This is a genomic window from uncultured Cyclobacterium sp., assembly GCF_963977555.1.
Taxonomy (GTDB): domain Bacteria; phylum Bacteroidota; class Bacteroidia; order Cytophagales; family Cyclobacteriaceae; genus Cyclobacterium.
In genome coordinates, this window is the sequence record NZ_CAXBPD010000016.1 from 148,341 (window position 1) to 166,252 (window position 17,912).

Genomic DNA, 17,912 nt, shown 5'->3' on the forward strand with positions numbered 1-17,912 from the left:
GAATACGAAATCCCCAATAACAATCATATGCAGCAAGAGCTTATAGATAAATATGGCAGAAAACTAGACTATCTAAGGTTATCAGTGACGGATCGCTGTAACTTTAGGTGCTACTATTGTATGCCAGAGGAAGGAATGAACTTTGTCCAACGGGAAGACCTACTAACGTATGAGGAACTGGATTATATCACAAAGATTTTTGTGAATCTAGGGGTGAAAAAAATAAGGATTACCGGAGGAGAACCTTTTGTACGAAAAGGCATTGTGGAATTTTTAGAATTGCTTTCTAACAACAAAGGACTTAAGGAAATAACCCTAACTAGCAATGGATCCATAAGTAAAGAACAAATTGGTCAACTCGCCATTTTGGGTATTAGAAAAGTAAATATTTCATTAGATTCATTGGATCCTCAGCGCTTTCACGAAATCACAAGACGTGATAAATTTGATGAGGTCATGTCCTGCATTGATGAATTGTTAGCACAAGACTTCAATGTAAAGCTTAACTGTGTGATCGATGGGAGAAAGAACATTGACGACATTGTTCCTTTCATAAAATTGACTGAAAAAAATCCCTTATCAGTAAGGTTTTTGGAAGAAATGCCCTTCAATGGGACTGATAATTTTGAAATTCCAGAGTGGAACTATAAAGCACTTTATAGCCATATTGAAAATCATTTTCCAGAAATACAGAAATTAGTAGATGAATCAAACAGCACCTCTATTAATTACCAAGTTCCTGGATATTTAGGTAGTTTTGGTATAATTCCCGCATTTAGCCGTACTTTTTGCGGTACTTGTAACCGAATTAGGCTTTCCGCTACTGGAGAGTTAAGGACCTGCCTATATGGCCCTCCTGTCTGCAACCTTAGGGACATTTTACGTAGTGGTGCCGGAGAAGAGGGTTTAAAATCAGCCATTCTTTCTGCTGTTGCAGGTAAAGCTAAAGATGGATTCGAGGCTGAAAACCTGATTGCTGATGGATCTAAAAATTCTATGTCTTTTTTAGGGGGATGAATTTTCCTGGAGGATAAATTAAAAGAAATATTGATCTGAATGAAAAGTGTTAAGGAAGCCCAGGATATAATTATAAAATTTTCCAAAAAAGGAGAAACAGATAGCATCCCTTTCAAAGATTGTCTAAACCGAATGCTTGCTGAAGGTGTTTTTGCCGACCGGGATGCACCACCTTTTGATCGAGTGGCCATGGATGGCATTGCCATTCAAAGCGAACAGCTGCTTAAAAGGCAACACTTTATTGTTGAAGGCATTCAGGCGGCAGGGCAAGAGCAGAAGTCTCTCAAAAACCCTGACAACTGCCTTGAAGTGATGACTGGTGCCGTATTGCCAGGTAATACCGATTGTGTGATTCCTTACGAAAAAATAACGATCAAAGAAGGTATAGCAACGTTGCATGCCAATGACCACAGGCAGTTTCAAAACATCCACAAAAAAGGTGTTGATGCGGAAAAAGGAGACCAGCTGCTACCAGCAGGAACATGGATTCACCCTGGCGTAAAAGGAGTCTTGGCCACTTCAGGGCTTACGCAGGTTAAGGTTGTGAAATCACCGAAAATTATGATTTGCTCTACAGGGGATGAGCTGGTTCCCATTGAGGACAAACCACTACCCCATCAAATCAGAAGGTCCAATGTATATATGCTTCAAGCAGCACTGAAAGATTTGAATATTGAAGCTGAAACCACTCACTTACCAGATGATAAACCAAAACTTAAAACGGCCATAAAGGAATTGTTAGGGGAATACGATGTTTTGCTATTTTCTGGGGCTGTCTCCAAGGGGAAATATGATTTTCTACCCCTCGTATTTCAGGAATTAGGCGTTAAAATACACATCCATGGCGTAAAGCAAAAACCGGGTAAACCATTTCTATTTGGGACACAGGGAGAAAAATTCGTTTTTGGATTCCCAGGAAACCCTACCTCTACCCTTGTATGTTTTCACGCTTACTTTAAATTGTGGTTAAAACAGCATTTGGGCATAAAGGACACCCTTACTTTTGGGCATTTAGACAAGGACATTGTATTCAACAAGCCTGTTACCAATCATTTATTGGTCAAAACCAGCATGGAAAAGGGCAAGCTATTGGCTCAGCCTATTGCCAATTCAGGTTCTGGGGATTGGGTACACCTGGCACTTGCTGATGCATTCTTGAGCCTTCCATCGGACCAATCGGAGTTCAAAAAAGGAGAAATTTTCCCCATCACCTTCTTGCACCGAAACAGTTTCTAGTCAGCATGAAAGAAATTAAAGAGATTCTGAAAGCCTATGCCTTTTCATTGGAAAATAATGAAAAAACTGCCTTGGCAACTGTCGTAAAAGTGGAAGGCTCATCTTACCGGCAGCCTGGTGCAAGAATGCTAATAACAGAAAATGGAGCGTTAACAGGTGCAATTTCTGGAGGATGTTTGGAAGGAGATGCTTTAAAAAAAGCCCAACTGGTTATCTTCCAGCAAGAAGCAATGTTGGTCACTTATGATACTACAGACGAAGACGACGCCAAGTTTGGGGTGGGATTGGGTTGCAATGGAATCATTCACATACTGATCGAACCGATCCTATCCACGACTGGGAACAATCTCATACACTTATTGCAAGCTTGCCTAATAAACAGAGAGACCAAGGTATTGGTGACCTTATTTGACCTTAAGCGTAAAAGAGCCGCGCAACCTGGTACATTGCTTTTAATTGACGCTGAAAAAATCACCTCTAACGACCATTTTGATCAAGTAAAAAAAGACATAAAATCCTTTGTGTTGGAAAAAGCCAAAGCGGTCCTTTCTTCCAATAAATCCATCATTCTTCCAGCCAATGAATCAGGTTATTTTGCTTTTATTGAGTACATGGCTCCTGCAATTAAGCTAAATATATTAGGTGCTGGAAATGATGTAATTCCATTGGTGAAATTGGCCACTTTAATGGGCTGGGAAATTACAATAGCTGATGGCAGAAGTGACTTGGTAACAAGTATACGCTTCTCAGAAGCTGAAGAACTTATCATTGGAAAAGGAGATGAAGTAGTTGGACGTTTGGGTATTGACAATCGAACGGCTGTAGTACTCATGACCCACAATTTTAATTACGATCTGGCAGTTTTAAAAGGTTTGTATCCTTACGAGTGTCCTTATATCGGTGTTTTAGGACCAAAAAAAAAGCTACTGAAATTAAAAGAACAACTGTTGATCAATGGCGTGAATTTAAAAAATGAGGAGGAGAAAGTAATCTTCGGTCCTATGGGGCTGGATATTGGTGCCGAGGGCCCAGAAGAAATAGCCCTTTCCATCCTATCTGAAATAAAGGCCGTGATGACTGGAAGTATGGGTGGCTATCTTAAATCAAAAGACGGGCCTATTCATAACAATTTTAAAACTTACAAATAGTAATCATGAAGTGGGAAAAGACAATCACTACGGAACAAGAATACGAAATTGCTTTGGCAAGGCTTTCTTCAATTTTCGATTCTGATCCGGACAGTGCAGAAGGATTGGAAGCGGAACTATTAGTCACACTAATAGAAAAGTATGAAAAGGAACATTACCCTATTTCACTTCCTGATCCAATTGATGCAATAAAAGATACAATGGAAAGAAAAGGCCTTAAGGATAAAGACTTGATTCCTGCCATTGGAAGTAAAACCACAGTCAGTCTTGTACTCAATAAAAAAAGACCAATGAGTGTTGAAATGGTTAGAAAACTATCCACTTTTCTTGGGTTATCGGTGAATCTTCTAATCCAACCTTATGCGCTAGTAGATAAGCAAGAAAAGATCAACCAATAGGCTTAAAGCCAATTAAAGCTATTATTTATTCACACAATTTCGATCAAAGAACCTCAAGGTGCTTTCCAGGTGCTTCTGCCAATAGGGCCATTCATGCCCTCCATCAAATTCCTCATACTCATGGGGAACACCCAATTCCAGCAATTGAGCATGCAGTAAGCGATTGCCTTGAATCAGCTTATCCCCTTTACCACAGTCAAAGCGCAAGGGGGGAATAGATTTGGTGTTTTTCCTTATTGAATCGATCACATCATTGCCCTTATGCTTTAAATCATAAGTGTCCAGAGGCTCTTCTACAAAACCATCCATTTCAGAGAATTGTGTGATGGCACTGTGTACAGAAATTGCCTTGAAAACTTCCGGAAACTCAGCACCCAATTTCAAAGCTCCATAGCCTCCCATAGATAAGCCCCCTATCCCAAGTGGAGATTTTTCGCTTACTGAGGAAATATTCTCATAAACAGCTTTTGGCACATCTGATACGATCCACTGCCCAAAATCTCTGTTATTATGCCTCAGATATCCTGATCCATCTCCCCAGAGCCCATCTGAAGGCATGGCCAGAATAGCGGGTTCAATTTCACCGGAACTCATCATCCTTTTGGCTGTATGATGAGCCCCACCCTTCATTGCCCAAACCCAGGAACTCCCATAAACACCATGGAGCAAAATATAAATGGGCAGGTCAGCAAGTGCATCTGTGCCATCAGGTATAAACAAACATATGTCTCCCCTCCCTTTCAGGTTTGGCGTTTTGACAGTGAGGAAGCGCAAACCGTCCATTCCAAAAGTGTTGTCCGACAATTCACTGGTTCTAAAGCTACTCATTGTATAAGCTAGTTTTACGTAAAAACGATGACTCCTTTAGCATTTTTGCCTGCAAGCATGTCATCAAATGCCTGTTGTAAATCTTCCAGCACATATTCCCGGGTGATCATCTGATTCAGCATCAATTCACCCTTTTTGTAAAGTTTCATGATTTTAGGAAAATCAATTTGAGGCCTACATTTACCATAAAGGGGGTTGATATAGACTTTATCCCACTCAAAAAGCCTCATGTCTATGCTTATTTCCTCTTCTATGCCACTCACCTGAACCGCTGTTCCAGCATTTCTAACCATGGCCAATGGAGCAGCACCCAATGCAGGAATGGCCGTACACTCAAAAGCATAATCTGCACCTCGCCCTCCCAACAATTCCTTTACTTCTTCGGCTGCTGCTAACAAACCTATGTCCTCCTTGTCCGCTAAAATCGTGTCCGTTGCCCCGAATTTTCTTGCTAATTCCAATTTTGTAGGGTTTACGTCTACAGCAATAATTGTAGCCGCTCCTGAAATTTTACAGGCGTTGATCACGTTAAGGCCAACTCCCCCACAACCTAAGACCACAGCTGAGCTTCCTGCTTCAAGCTTTGCTGCATTGACAACGGAGCCATAGCCTGTCATCACACCGCAACTCACTATGCTTGCTGCCGAAAAATTAAGTCCAGGCTCATCCACTTTCACCACAGCAGCCTCTTTTACGAGAGTATATTCACTAAGGGTCCCAAGATTAAATGAGCGCTCAATGCTTTTTCCGTTCCATTGGCTACTCTCCAGTTTGGCATGCCCTGGAGTATGTCCATTTGCTCCTGCTACAACCGGTGAATTGTTTTCACAAATGTGTTGATTCCCCTCCTGACATTGAAAACAATGCATGCAAGGGGTTGCCCAATTAAGAATCACCTGATCCCCTACTTTGAGCTCTTTTACGGCCGATCCAATTTTTTCTACGATACCCGCCCCTTCATGGCCCATCACAAGAGGCTTTCCCCAATTGAGTGAATCATAGTCGGTATGGCAAAGGCCTGCAGCCTTCATTTTGATTAAGACTTCGTCTTCCTGAGGATCAGAAAGGGTGACCTGAGTAATAATAAAAGTCCCGTCCCCTTTGGCTACAGCACTTTTAGAAGTAATTGACATGTCGTATTCGTTTTGGAATTGTATTTATGATTTTTAAATAGGTAAAGATAGAAGACTATAACCTGAACTTTTCATCCAATCAAATTTGCTAACAATAATTCTTCTACCTCATAGGTACACTTCTACTAGGCAATCAATGAAGGTAAATAAAATAAATTGTTTAAGAGAGGAAATAAGTTATCTGATGGGCTTCAATAATATTAATCCTTGAATTTAAATTCAAATAGAACAATGACATTAAAGGACCAAAGTTTACTTATCAATTTTGCCTTAAGCCGGAATTGATTACACTCAGAGATAGAAGACTAATTAATAATCTTGATTTACAACTGTTAAATCCCGTACTACTATTGGTGTTTATTCCCCTTTGGCTTTATGTGTGGTTCTTCTGGCCGAAGAAAAGCGCATGATACTTTGATAATCGGAGTTATTGTAAATATGTGACAGTCCCCACCGAAGAATTGCAGTAGGTTCCTTTTCTGTATCCGCACTGCGGTTCAAACCAATGGCATGAGGTGCTCCTTTGATGGAAGACATAATTTCAAAATTGATCCCATCAGGTGCCCATTGAATGGTGTTTTTCTCTGGGCCATCTGTAGTGATTAAAGAGGCTATTCCACCATTGTAGGGCCAAACACATATTTCATGCCCACTATTACTAATAGGGTTGTAAGGAGATTTGATATAAGGTCCTTTGGGATTATCTGCTATTGCTACTCCATGTCGAATCTGTCTACCTCCAAAAGTAATCTCCTCCCCCATTTGTTCCCCTTTATAATAAAGGTAAAACTTGCCTTTATAAGGTAGGATACATGGATCATGAACCTTATGGCTGTCAAAGTCACCTTTTTTCTCCACAGCAAACCTATTTTGTTCTTCCCCTTTCCAGATGCCATTGTCTGCGGGACTTAAAATTGGTTCCCTACTTTTGGTCCAAGGGCCTTCAGGTGAATCAGACCATGCTAAGCCAATTTGGTTTTTCACCCGCACATTGTAGGGAGATTTCACTGTTTGGTAGGTCAGGTAATACCTATCCTCATGCTTCATGATCTCAACGGTGAATACCGATCGGTCATCATAGGCGCCTTTTTCACCTCTTCCTACTGCCATTCCTTCTTCCTTCCAGGTCCAGCCATCTTCCGAAGTCGCATACCAAATATCGCATCTATCCCAAGGAAAAACCTTGTCTTTTTCAATGTCTCCGGCAAATCCATCCGTTGGTCCTGTACTTTTGGAATACCAAACATAGTATTTACCATTTTCGAAAATCATAGCACTTGGGTCTCTCCGAACTACCCCTTCTTCATAGGCCAAATCCCCTTTTAAAGGTTGTAAATTGGAGAATTCTATAAACCACTCATTCCCAATATCCGGCCAATTCAGAGCACGCTTGGAGGCGGCGCTTAGTTGCTCCGCATTTGTAATCCCCAATTTATCCATCTGCTCAGTGCTGACTGTAATTTCCGGATTTGTATTCTGGCTGTCAGAATTTGGCGTAGACTTACATGATTGAAATAATAAAACACTGAAAGCATAATAAATAAGTAATTTTGGATCCATATTTAATTATTTTAGGGCTGTACCTATTGTTAAGTTTAAGAAATATTTAAAACTGAAAAATGTACGACATTAATTTACACTTATTTATTTGATGATTAAAAGGACGCATACTAAAAGTTAAAATCATTTCATAATAATGCCACTTTCAACAAATCTCCGCTAGGTATTTTTGCAACTACACCCAGACATCTTGGTTCCCAAAATAAAGACAAACCAATATCCAATACATTTTTTACCAATCGATTTTAAATCAATGGCCGATTCCTTTACCAGTACTGCACAGGATGGTTTGATTAAATCAAAACCCTACTTTTAGACTAGTATATAAATTAAAGTCTTCGATCTTGATATCAAAAAAGAATTGTTTAATCCTGGTCAAAACGACAATAGCCCAAATACCTATAAAATGAATAAAATACAATTTTTAACGCTCTCCCTCTTTCTTTGCGCTTGTCAGAAACAAGAAAAACAAGCCGAAAAACCTGTAGCAAGCCGTCCCAATATAATTTTCATTTTGGCGGATGATTATGGGATCATGGACAGCCAGGCCTATGCGCAAAAATTCACAGGTACGGATACTGCCAAAATGTTCTATGAAACGCCCAACATAGACAGACTCATCAGTGAAGGCACCGCTTTTTCGCAAGCTTATGCCAACCAACTGTGTTCGCCTACCAGGGCAAGCCTACTCACAGGTAAATATGCAGGCAGGCTTGGTTTTACCACTGCCATGCCGCCCAGGGCTACTTATTATAACCAGGAGTTAGCAGTTCCTGAAGGGCAATATGTACATGATGTATTGGAGCATAAGGACAATATACTGATAGAACAAGCCTTGATAAATGGCATTTCCAATTCCGCCATCCCCACAGGTGCTGACTTAGACAAGGGTTGGGACGAATTGTCCATAGCTGAGGCACTGGAAGATTATCACTCGGCTTTTATTGGAAAATGGCATATTGGCGGTTTTGGAGCAAAAGGCTACCAACCCGAAGATCAGGGATTTGAACCGCTGGCATGGTATGATGCCGGTGGATCGGCCTATTTTAATTGGAAAGACCGATGGAATGATACCACCAATAAGACTTTCCCTAAGCTGGCACCTGAAAAACTGGATATTGGAGATGCTGGGAATCCAAGCGCTGAGGAATACCTCACCGATGATTTAACCACACAGGCTTTGAATTTTTTGGAGCAAAGGGCTAAAACCAAAGAGCAGCCATTCTTCTTGTATTTCTCCCATTTCGCTATACACTCCCCTTATCAGGGTATAGCAGGTGAAATCATTTATTTTGAGGGAAAAGATACCAAAGGATGGAATGGCCATAAGGACCCTACCTATGCCTCAATGATAAAAGGATTGGATCGTTCTGTGGGCAAAATATTGGACAAACTAAGCAGTCTAGGCCTCGAAGAAAATACCCTGGTAGTATTTATGTCTGACAATGGAGGTATTGATGCCAGTATCACTCCAAGGGGTGATGGGACCAGCAATAGTCCCTTCCTGGGAGGAAAAGCCTGCCTTACCGAAGGTGGCATTCGAGTTCCCTTGGTTTTTCGATGGAAAGGCAATGTCCCTTCGGGACAATGGGTAGACCTTCCTATAGATTGTACAGACATCTATCCTACCTTACTGCAAGCAGGAGGATACGACGCAAAACAAATAATTTCTGCAAATGACTTGGATGGTGAAAGTTTAATGGGGCTGTTGTCAGACAGTAAAAACGAAAAGAAAAGCTATACCAAAACAAGCCATTACTGGCACTATCCTTTCAATGTAATTTACAATAGTCCTTACGAACCATATCCATTGACGCCACATTCGGCTATCCGAAAAGGCGATTTCAAACTTATCTTTGACTGGTATGGAAGGTTAAGATTATATGATATTGAAAATGATCCTTTCGAAAAAAATGACTTGTCTAAATCTTCTCCTGAGCAAACCAAAGAATTATTCACAAAGTTAAAAGGATGGATAAAAGAAAACATTGACAAGCGGTACTGGCCCACATTGAACCCAAGCTACAATGCGGACAATGAAGTAAGGGATGAGGAATTTAAAGTGCTGTTTGATGACTTATTGTAAATGAATTACGGGCGTTGTTTGCGTGTAAAATGGAAATTAAATAAACGTATATATTTAAAATTAAATAACTTTAAACTTTACATTTTAAAAATCTGATTTATAGTTACTTATGAGTATAAATAATTTAGATAAATTTATATCATTAGTGATCTAAAAATAAAAAAAACTAATCATTTACCCTTTTTAGCAGGAAAATTTAGCTACTATGAATTTATTTATCGGGCACATGATTAATACTTATGTACGATTAAAATTTATACCTATGCACTACGTTTAATGCAGTGTAAATTAAACATTTCAAACCTACTAAAATCTATATATTGTCAGTATTCCCATTAAAAATATTATAATGGGGAATTATGTTTATATTATCTTGTTAATGTTAAATCAAAAAAGGTAGATTAATACTTATTCTTTAAACAAGTATTAATCTACCTAAACACGAACTTAAAAGAATTTTAAAATTACTACCTTCCCATCCAGCCGCCATCTACCAACATGGTGGTACCATGCATATAAGAGGCCGCCTCAGAACATAAGAATACGGTAGGCCCTGCAAAATCCTCCGGTTTGCCCCAACGACCCGCAGGGATCCTTCCTAATATACTAGCCGATCTTTCCGGGTCATTTCGAAGTGCTTCTGTATTGTCTGTTTCAATATAACCTGGAGCAATGGCGTTAACATTTACCCCTTTGCTTGCCCATTCATTGGCAAATGCCATGGTCATCTGTCCTATAGCGCCCTTGCTTGCCGCATAGCCCGGCACAGTAATGCCTCCCTGAAAAGTCAATAAGGAGGCGGTAAAGACGATTTTACCTGCTCCCCGACTCACCATGTCCTTACCGATTTCCCTGGTAAGTATAAACTGGGCACTTTGGTTTACTTCGATGACTTTGTCCCACATTTCATCAGGATGCTCAGCAGCCGGTTTTCTGAGAATGGTTCCTGCATTATTGATAAGTATGTCTATTACCGGAAAATCTTGTTTGACGGCATTGATAAAACCATATAAAGCTTTTCTATCACTGAAATCACAGGCATAACCTTTAAAGGTTTTTCCCAAAGCTTTTACTTCCTGTTCCACTGCACTGCCTGATGTTTCGAGGCTGGCACTTACGCCTATGATATTGGCACCTGCTTCTGCCAAGCCTATGGCCATGGCCTTGCCTATCCCCCTTTTACAACCGGTTACCAAAGCTGTTTTACCTTCTAAACTGAATGAATTCAATACTGACATTTCAAATTGTTTAAATATTAAAATTTTTAATACCTCGATACAGGTAATTTCGTAATGATTTTGTCAGTATTGTTGCAGAAAAAAAAGCAACAATATCGCCAAAATCAAGATGCGCTTATTCTTTTAAACCAAGGGCTTTCCCCTTGGCTATGATATTGCGCCCCGCTAGGGCTTGGTGAGGTCAAATGAAATAATCCTCGACCCCTGTAATAAATAGACGTTGTGATTTTGTCAGCATTGTTGCCAAAAAAAAAGCAACAATACCCCCAAAATCTAGATGTGCTTAATCTTTTAAACCAAGGGCTTACATCCTTGGCTGTGATATGCCGCCCGTTGGGGCTTGGTGAGGATTAATGAAATAATCCCCGACCCCAGTAATAATAGACTTTGTGATTTTGTCAGCATTGTTGCCGAAAAAAGCAACAATACCGCCAAAATCTAGATCTGTTTTTTATTCCTCTGTCCATGGGTAAAACCTATGACTATCAATTAAATCCTTAATGTTTGAGCAAGATAGATGGAAGATAGTGTTGAATTTTATTTTAAAGTTGGCAATCCATTAACACTTTCAAACCCGAAGGATTATTGTCTATGGATTCAAAAACCTGCTCAATATTGCTCAAGGGCTGTACATCGGTGATCATTTTTTCAAAAGGAAGTTCGTTAGCAGTGATCAGTGCAATGGCTTTCTCATAATCCTCTTTTTCGTATACCCTTGCCCCGATCAGCTTTAATTCCTTCCAAAAGAACTTGAAAAGATCCACCGGCTTCTTTTCCCCATGGATGGCCACCATAACGATTCTCCCCCTTATACCTGCCAACTCAGTCATTATATCCAAAGCAGGCTGTACTCCTGCCACTTCAAATACGACATCAGCCAGTCGCCCTTCCGTTTGCTCCTTAACCAATTCAACGATATCCGTTTTTGTAGGATTAACTGCCTGCAGGCCACATTCAGCCGCTTTCTTTATTCTTGTTTCATTCACCTCAGAGACAATCACATTGGCACCAGCATTCTTAGCGACCAAGGCCACCAATAAGCCTATTGGTCCACCACCCAATACTACGGCAGTTTCACCGGCGACCAAGCCGCTTAATTTTACATCATGCACCGCTACGGACAGTGGTTCTATTAGCGCCGCTAATTTCAAGTCGGTTTCAGGTTGTAATTTATGCAATACAAAAGCCGGAACATTCCAATACTGTTGCATGGATCCGGGACTATCAATGCCTATAAATTTAAGGCCTGCACATATATGGTTGTATCCTTTGTCGGAAGCTTTGACTAAACGATCATCTAAAGGCCTGACCACTACTTTTTCTCCAATCGAATAGCCTGATACATCTTCTCCTACAGCGTCTATTGTCCCAGACATTTCATGACCGATGGTTTGAGGAATAGCCACCCTTTTGTCCATCATGCCATGGTAAATGTGTACATCTGTGCCACAAACACCCGTATAGGCAACTTTGATCCGGACTTCATCATTTTTTGGTGTTTCTATGGCTTTATCAATGACAGAAAAAGAATTGTTTCCATTATAGACTGTTGCTTTCAAAATAGTGTTGGTTTAGTTGTAATTAGGTTTAAAATCTGAGGTTTAATTTTCCTCAATAGTTTCTATTCGTAGTTAAAATGCAGCAAACCCAAGGTCAAACTAAAAAGTTTTTCTAGAGGCTAACCCCATCCGCCTTTCATAATTAAATTACTTTTTCAAATCATTATTTTCGATAAATTCTTTTCTAATTTGTCTCGCTGTTTGGTACTCCCCAGAATGATGCCAACCTGGTGGTTTGTAGATGTAAATTAACTTATTCTTTAAACCTGGTGCATGGACTACATCCTTGTATAGGGCTACAAATTCACCAAAGTAAACATCCATAAAATTTCCCGAATCCATTTTTCGGGTTATCCCATATTCCATTTTGATTTTATCATCCTCATTTTGAAAAGTACCGAAAACTTTGTCCCATATAAGCAATAGATTACAGAAATTCGTATCCATGTATAAGGGGTTCTTGGCATGATGCACCCTGTGATGGGAAGGTGTAAGGATGATCTTATTAAGAAAGCCCATTCTCCCATCCTTCATCAAATTTTCACCGACATGAATAAAGGCACCATAAGTTCCATCAATAAACATAATTACAAACAACATTTCTGGAGGAACGCCCATCAAAATGCAAACTGTGGTTCTAATGGTATCTGCGTAGGGTGCTTCTAAGAAAAAATGCGCATAGGTCACAGAAAGGTTCATGTTTTCCGGTGCATGATGGGTGGAATGAAGACACCAAAACAAACGGACTTTATGCCCCCAATAATGATAGAGAAAATGGGCGAACTCCCAAACGATGTATCCATAAATAAACCAGTACCAGGTTAAATCTCCATGGAAAAGGGCATATGGCTCTAACAAGCCAATTAGCAGAACAACCATCGCAATCGCAATAAATCTACCGACAATGCGATTGAATACATAAATTAAAAAATTAACCTTGTAAACTTTAGTTTCAGGCTTTTTATAAACCAGACTTAAAACCAGTTCCAGTAAAACCAGTAAGGGGATGATGGGAAAAATTAATGAGGTGATGCCATCATAGGTCTTGAATGCTGCATAATCACCTGAACTTAAGATCTCCATTAATCTGTCGATGCCTAAAAATCCGGTAATTTCACTGAATAAACTGTTTAAAAACTCCATTGGTAATATAATCGTGGTTATTGGTTTATGACTAGCCTTATTTTTTAAACAATAAGGTCAATAATAATCCCATTTGGGTTACGTTTTCTTCTTAACTTATAATTAGATTTCAAGATATGGATTTAATTTAATACGGCATAAAATTGAACCCACGAGCTTCTAGGGATTAAGGGCAAACCAGGTATTGGCATTTTTATAGAAAATCTTATCCACTACTTCTTTTGGCAATTTAATACCCTGAAAGGATGAGTTGATTAAATCACTCTCCATAACATTGTCTGTAACAAAGTACTCCCAATCTCTTTTCCAAGCAGCCTCCATATTGGCCTCCAATTCTTCCTTGCTCATGTTGCCGTTATCAGCCAAATCTGTCGCATACAATATTCTGTCCTGGTACTTAATAAAAAAGTCTCTTACCTTTTCCCTATCTTCAACCGTTTGGTAAAAAACCTGCCCCATTCTGGCGGCAAGCCCTATTGCCATGTTTGGAAACTTATCAAACCTTTTGGCCAATTCGTCTACACTGTATTCCAAACTCCCCATGTGCGCTCCTAGAAATCTAAGGTCAGGATGTTTTTCGAGCATCCTATCACGGCTAGCGACAATGTCTTCATGTGAGGGCATCTCAGGATGCTGGAACATATGGTATTCCGGATGCCTTTTAAAATAACTTCTATCATTATTGGTCGTCATTTCATCTAATGGTAACCAACAATTTTTTGGCTCTCCAAGATGTCCCATTAAGGTTTTGCCCCTCTTCTGAATGTGATCGATAATAGGGTCAAACTTGACATCGTCGATTGAAATTAGATTACCAGCAGTATCTCTTGCTACCATCCCTATATTTTTCCAAACCTTCACTCCCACTGCTCCTTCATCAAAACAACTGTCTAACCAGGAAATTACTTTATCCTCCCATGCAGGATCATCAAAATCGGATACTGCAAATGAGGTTACCAAATCAACAGTTTCAGGGTTTTGCGCTTGTTGCTTCTTTCCATAATTGTACTTGATGTAAACATCTTCCCATCCTTTGTTAATTTCCAAAGCAACATTCACCAAATGAAAGTTATCTGCCTTGGCCTTCTCCACGAAATATGGCCTGTCCGACATTATATGAATGTGAACATCTGTTTTCTTGACCTTCGAATAGTCTTCAGGGCTGTAATAAGCATTATCATCCGCACATGAGATAAAAATTGCTAGCGCAAAAATAATAAGTAGGTACTTTTTCATTCAAATAAAAATAAGATTGGTTAGGGATCAATACTGGTAAAATAAGTTATAAGGTACTTTAAGGCAAAATCAAAATGGTATAACCCATAGGTCAATTCCCAATGTCAAGTGTAATAATCATTTCTGTATCTTCTAGGTATTTTGGCATAATTTAAAGGAAATAATTCCCAGTAAGAAAAAAACGATAAAAAATAATTTTTTAATCATTTAAATATTTAAAAAAATAATATACTTTGTCCCTCTAATTTTAATTAGGATTTATGGTTCTCTATTAGAATGACCTAATCACCAAAACCTCTACACCTTTAATAAGAAGGTGTTATAAATTAAATTTTAATGCACTTCTCAGTAAAAACATTTTATAGTCTAAGTGTCGCTTTTGTTTTCCTATTCAGTTGCAATCCGGAAAAATCATATACAGACATCTCTCCCACAGAAAGGCTAGATCCAAGTAGAATGGATGCTCCTTATCCAGAAGTTCCCATTCCCGAATCTGCCGACCTAACGTCTCCAAGATGGAAAGGCATTGATTTAAGCCCATTGGCTCCTTTGGTTCCATTGTCTGCCAAAGAGGAACAAAAGACTTTCGTGCTCCAACCTGGCTATTCTATGACGCCAATTCTTACCGAACCACAAATCAAAGAGCCTGCAGCCATACAGTTTGATGGCAATGGAAGAATGTATGTGTTAGAATTAAGGAGTTATATGCAAGACATTGATGCTGTAGGTGAATTACTTCCCAGCAGCCGTATTTCAAGATGGGAAGACAAAGACAATGATGGTATTTACGAAGAGGGCGTCATCTTTTTAGATAGTTTGGTTTTTCCAAGATTTGTCGTTCCATTTGGACCCGGCACAATTTTATCTATGGAATCCAATGAAGATGAAGTTTACAAATACACCGATACCAACAATGATGGAAAAGCAGATAAAAAGGAGTTGTTTGCGTCTGGATTGGGTAGGTCTGGCAATGTAGAACATCAAACCAGCTTTTTAACCTGGGCCATGGACAATTGGATGTACAGCACCTATAATTCCAAAAGAATTCGATGGACGCCTGACGGTGTTATCCAGGAACCAACGGGCAATCCATATGGCCAATGGGGAGTGACGCAAGACAATTATGGGCAGGTTTGGTTTCAGGATGGTGCTGGTGGAGTGCCCCGTAACTTTAACTTCCCCATTGTTTATGGAAATTTCAACGTAAAGGAGGAGTTTCAAAAAGATTTTAGAATTCCTTTCAGTTTGGTTAAGCTAGCGGATTTTGAACCTGGTATGCGAGAAACGAAACCCGATGGCTCCCTAAACAATGTAACAGGATCTGCTGGAAGTGATGTTTTCAGGGGAGACAGACTGCCTAAAGCACTGATTAACCAGTATTTTTATGGAGAGCCAGTTGGTAGAATAGTAAGACAGGTATATTCCGATAAGAAGGAAGGCATTACTTCAATCCAAAACCAATATTTAGATATAGAATCCGAATTTATACAATCAACAGATCCGTTTTTCAGGCCTACCGATATGGCCACGGCCCCAGATGGTACACTTTATATTGTAGACATGTATAGAGGAATAATTCAGGAAGGTAACTGGACCCAAGATGGAAGTTATTTGAGAACTAAAATCCTCCAATACCAAATGGATGATGTCATAGAAAATGGAAGAATCTGGCGTGTTACTTATGACGGCATGTCAAGAGACAAGAAGCAACCTAAGATGTTTGAAGAAAGTGCCGCTGAACTTGTCGAGCACCTGGAACATCCCAATGGCTGGTGGAGAGACAAGGCACAGCAACTTTTGATTTTAAGACAAGATCATTCTGTGGCTTCGGATTTGGTAAAAATGGCCAAAAATTCTACTAATGAACTGGCAAGAATTCATGCCCTATGGACTTTGGAAGGATTGGGCCTACTCAAGAAAGAGCTTGTACTTTCCTTCCTGGTAGATAAAAATGTAAATATCCGGATTCAAGGCCTAAGAGCAAGCGAAACCTTATACAAGTATGGAGAAAAAAGCCTTGAAAAATCATACAATGAAATGACACTAGATGCTGATCCTTCAGTAGTCATTCAGGCGCTACAAAGTGCTTATGTATTGAAAATTACTGGTTTTGAAGAAATGCTTGAAAAAGCCAATCAGTCCAATCAAGCCAAAGGGGTTCAATTGGTCACTGAACAGCTATTGGAAAATATTGCTGAAGCCAAAAAACTGGCAGCAACACAGTATACCCCTGCAGACCTAGTGTTGTACAATCAGGGAAAAACGATTTTTGACAGTTACTGTGCTACTTGTCATGGCGTAAAAGGCCTTGGAACACCTACTGGTGCTGCTGGAGGCCAATTGATTGCACCAGCATTCTCAGGTTCACCACGTGTGCAAGGTCACCCAGAATACATCGTTAAGACCCTTCTTCATGGACTTACAGGGGCAATAGAAGGCAAGGAATACGAGGGGGTAATGATTGCAATGAATAGCAATGATAACCAATATATCGCTTCTGTAGCCTCCTACATTAGAAATGAATTTGGCAATTCAGGAAGCTTTGTGACTCCCGAATATGTAGCAAAGATCCGTAAAGAAACCGAACAAAAGGATGGAAATTACCAATACGATGCACTGCTTGCTGAAGTACCAAAAGCGCTTGCCCCTCAGGACAGCTGGAGGGTTACAGCTAGCAGTACTTCTTTACAAGGAGTAGGTTCTACTAGAGATCCTTCTTATGTCTTTGGTTTTAAAGGTTGGAAAACAGATGAAAACCAAAAGAACGGCAGTTGGTTTCAAGTAGAATTACCAAAGGCTGCTGCGCTAACCGAGATTGCTTTTGAAACCGGGAATGAGATGAACCCTAGAAAATTCAAAGTTTCGGTTTCCTTAGATGGTAAACAATGGACTGAAGTAGCTCAGGCTAAAGGTATGCAAGGAGCCAACACTGTAAGTTGGAACCATAATACCGAAGCCAAATTCCTAAAAATAGAAAATTTAGAAGATGCAGACAAGCCTTGGGGCATGCGGAAATTAAACCTCTATGCTAGATAAATAAACCAATGGTGACAAATCTTTGCTGAAGGCATCTTGATTTGTCACCATTTATTTAACCTATAAACGATTGCCATTTTTTTATGGGACTGTAAGCCCAGATGCTAAGAACTCGGCATTAACTTTTAAATCTTAAGATTTTGTCAACATTGTTGCAGAAAAAGCAACAATACCGCCAAAATCATATCATTCTCCTTTTTAACATACCAGGGGCTGACACCCCTGGCTAGGATATTTCTCCCCGTATTCTAAGATTAAAGCAAGTAGAATAGTACAATTTTTAATTTTTAGGCA

General features: G+C 39.7%; 13 protein-coding genes. 6 read left to right on the plus strand and 7 right to left on the minus strand.

The features are described from left to right. Positions 1-27: 27 nt before the first annotated feature. The 4 genes from moaA to AAC073_RS18540 are packed head-to-tail and all read left to right on the plus strand — an operon-like array spanning position 28 to position 3,799. Positions 28-1,017, plus strand: coding sequence for a GTP 3',8-cyclase MoaA (gene moaA, locus AAC073_RS18525; RefSeq protein ID WP_339925297.1), 990 nt, complete (start codon positions 28-30; stop codon positions 1,015-1,017). A 39-nt stretch (positions 1,018-1,056) separates the two neighbouring features. Further along, complete coding sequence (locus tag AAC073_RS18530; RefSeq protein ID WP_339925298.1) at positions 1,057-2,253, plus strand: molybdopterin molybdotransferase MoeA; 1,197 nt, start codon at positions 1,057-1,059, stop codon at positions 2,251-2,253. A gap of 5 nt (positions 2,254-2,258) precedes the next feature. Beyond that, on the plus strand, positions 2,259-3,401 hold the full coding sequence (locus tag AAC073_RS18535; RefSeq protein ID WP_339925299.1) for an XdhC family protein: 1,143 nt from the start codon (positions 2,259-2,261) through the stop codon (positions 3,399-3,401). Between the two features lie 5 nt (positions 3,402-3,406). After that, a complete protein-coding gene (locus tag AAC073_RS18540; RefSeq protein WP_339925300.1) occupies positions 3,407-3,799 on the plus strand; it encodes a transcriptional regulator in 393 nt (130 codons plus the stop codon). 21 nt (positions 3,800-3,820) lie between these two features. On the opposite strand, the gene AAC073_RS18545 is transcribed toward AAC073_RS18540, so the two are convergent. From AAC073_RS18545 to AAC073_RS18555, 3 genes are all read right to left on the minus strand, one after another. Then, positions 3,821-4,627, minus strand: a complete 807-nt coding sequence (locus tag AAC073_RS18545) for an alpha/beta hydrolase-fold protein (RefSeq protein ID WP_339925301.1) — start codon at positions 4,625-4,627, stop codon at positions 3,821-3,823. 14 nt (positions 4,628-4,641) lie between these two features. Beyond that, positions 4,642-5,760, minus strand: a complete 1,119-nt coding sequence (locus AAC073_RS18550) for a Zn-dependent alcohol dehydrogenase (protein WP_339925302.1) — start codon at positions 5,758-5,760, stop codon at positions 4,642-4,644. Positions 5,761-6,117: 357 nt separating this feature from the next. Next, on the minus strand, positions 6,118-7,320 hold the full coding sequence (locus AAC073_RS18555; RefSeq protein WP_339925303.1) for a family 43 glycosylhydrolase: 1,203 nt from the start codon (positions 7,318-7,320) through the stop codon (positions 6,118-6,120). A gap of 406 nt (positions 7,321-7,726) precedes the next feature. Here AAC073_RS18555 and AAC073_RS18560 point away from each other — a divergent pair, with 406 nt between their 5' ends. Continuing rightward, complete coding sequence (locus tag AAC073_RS18560; protein WP_339925304.1) at positions 7,727-9,406, plus strand: sulfatase; 1,680 nt, start codon at positions 7,727-7,729, stop codon at positions 9,404-9,406. Between the two features lie 467 nt (positions 9,407-9,873). Here AAC073_RS18560 and AAC073_RS18565 read toward each other — a convergent pair whose 3' ends face one another. From AAC073_RS18565 to AAC073_RS18580, 4 genes are all read right to left on the minus strand, one after another. Then, a complete protein-coding gene (locus tag AAC073_RS18565) occupies positions 9,874-10,644 on the minus strand; it encodes an SDR family NAD(P)-dependent oxidoreductase (protein WP_339925305.1) in 771 nt (256 codons plus the stop codon). A gap of 542 nt (positions 10,645-11,186) precedes the next feature. Continuing rightward, complete coding sequence (locus AAC073_RS18570; RefSeq protein WP_339925306.1) at positions 11,187-12,203, minus strand: alcohol dehydrogenase catalytic domain-containing protein; 1,017 nt, start codon at positions 12,201-12,203, stop codon at positions 11,187-11,189. A gap of 147 nt (positions 12,204-12,350) precedes the next feature. Continuing rightward, positions 12,351-13,346 carry a sterol desaturase family protein gene (locus AAC073_RS18575; RefSeq protein WP_339925307.1) on the minus strand — a complete coding sequence of 332 codons (996 nt, stop codon included), beginning with the start codon at positions 13,344-13,346 and terminating at the stop codon, positions 12,351-12,353. A 159-nt stretch (positions 13,347-13,505) separates the two neighbouring features. After that, complete coding sequence (locus AAC073_RS18580) at positions 13,506-14,582, minus strand: amidohydrolase family protein (RefSeq protein WP_339925308.1); 1,077 nt, start codon at positions 14,580-14,582, stop codon at positions 13,506-13,508. A 336-nt stretch (positions 14,583-14,918) separates the two neighbouring features. On the opposite strand from AAC073_RS18580, the gene AAC073_RS18585 reads away from it, so the two are divergent. After that, positions 14,919-17,618 (plus strand): discoidin domain-containing protein, encoded by a 2,700-nt coding sequence (locus AAC073_RS18585; protein WP_339925309.1) that lies wholly within the window; start codon positions 14,919-14,921, stop codon positions 17,616-17,618. Positions 17,619-17,912: the final 294 nt, after the last annotated feature.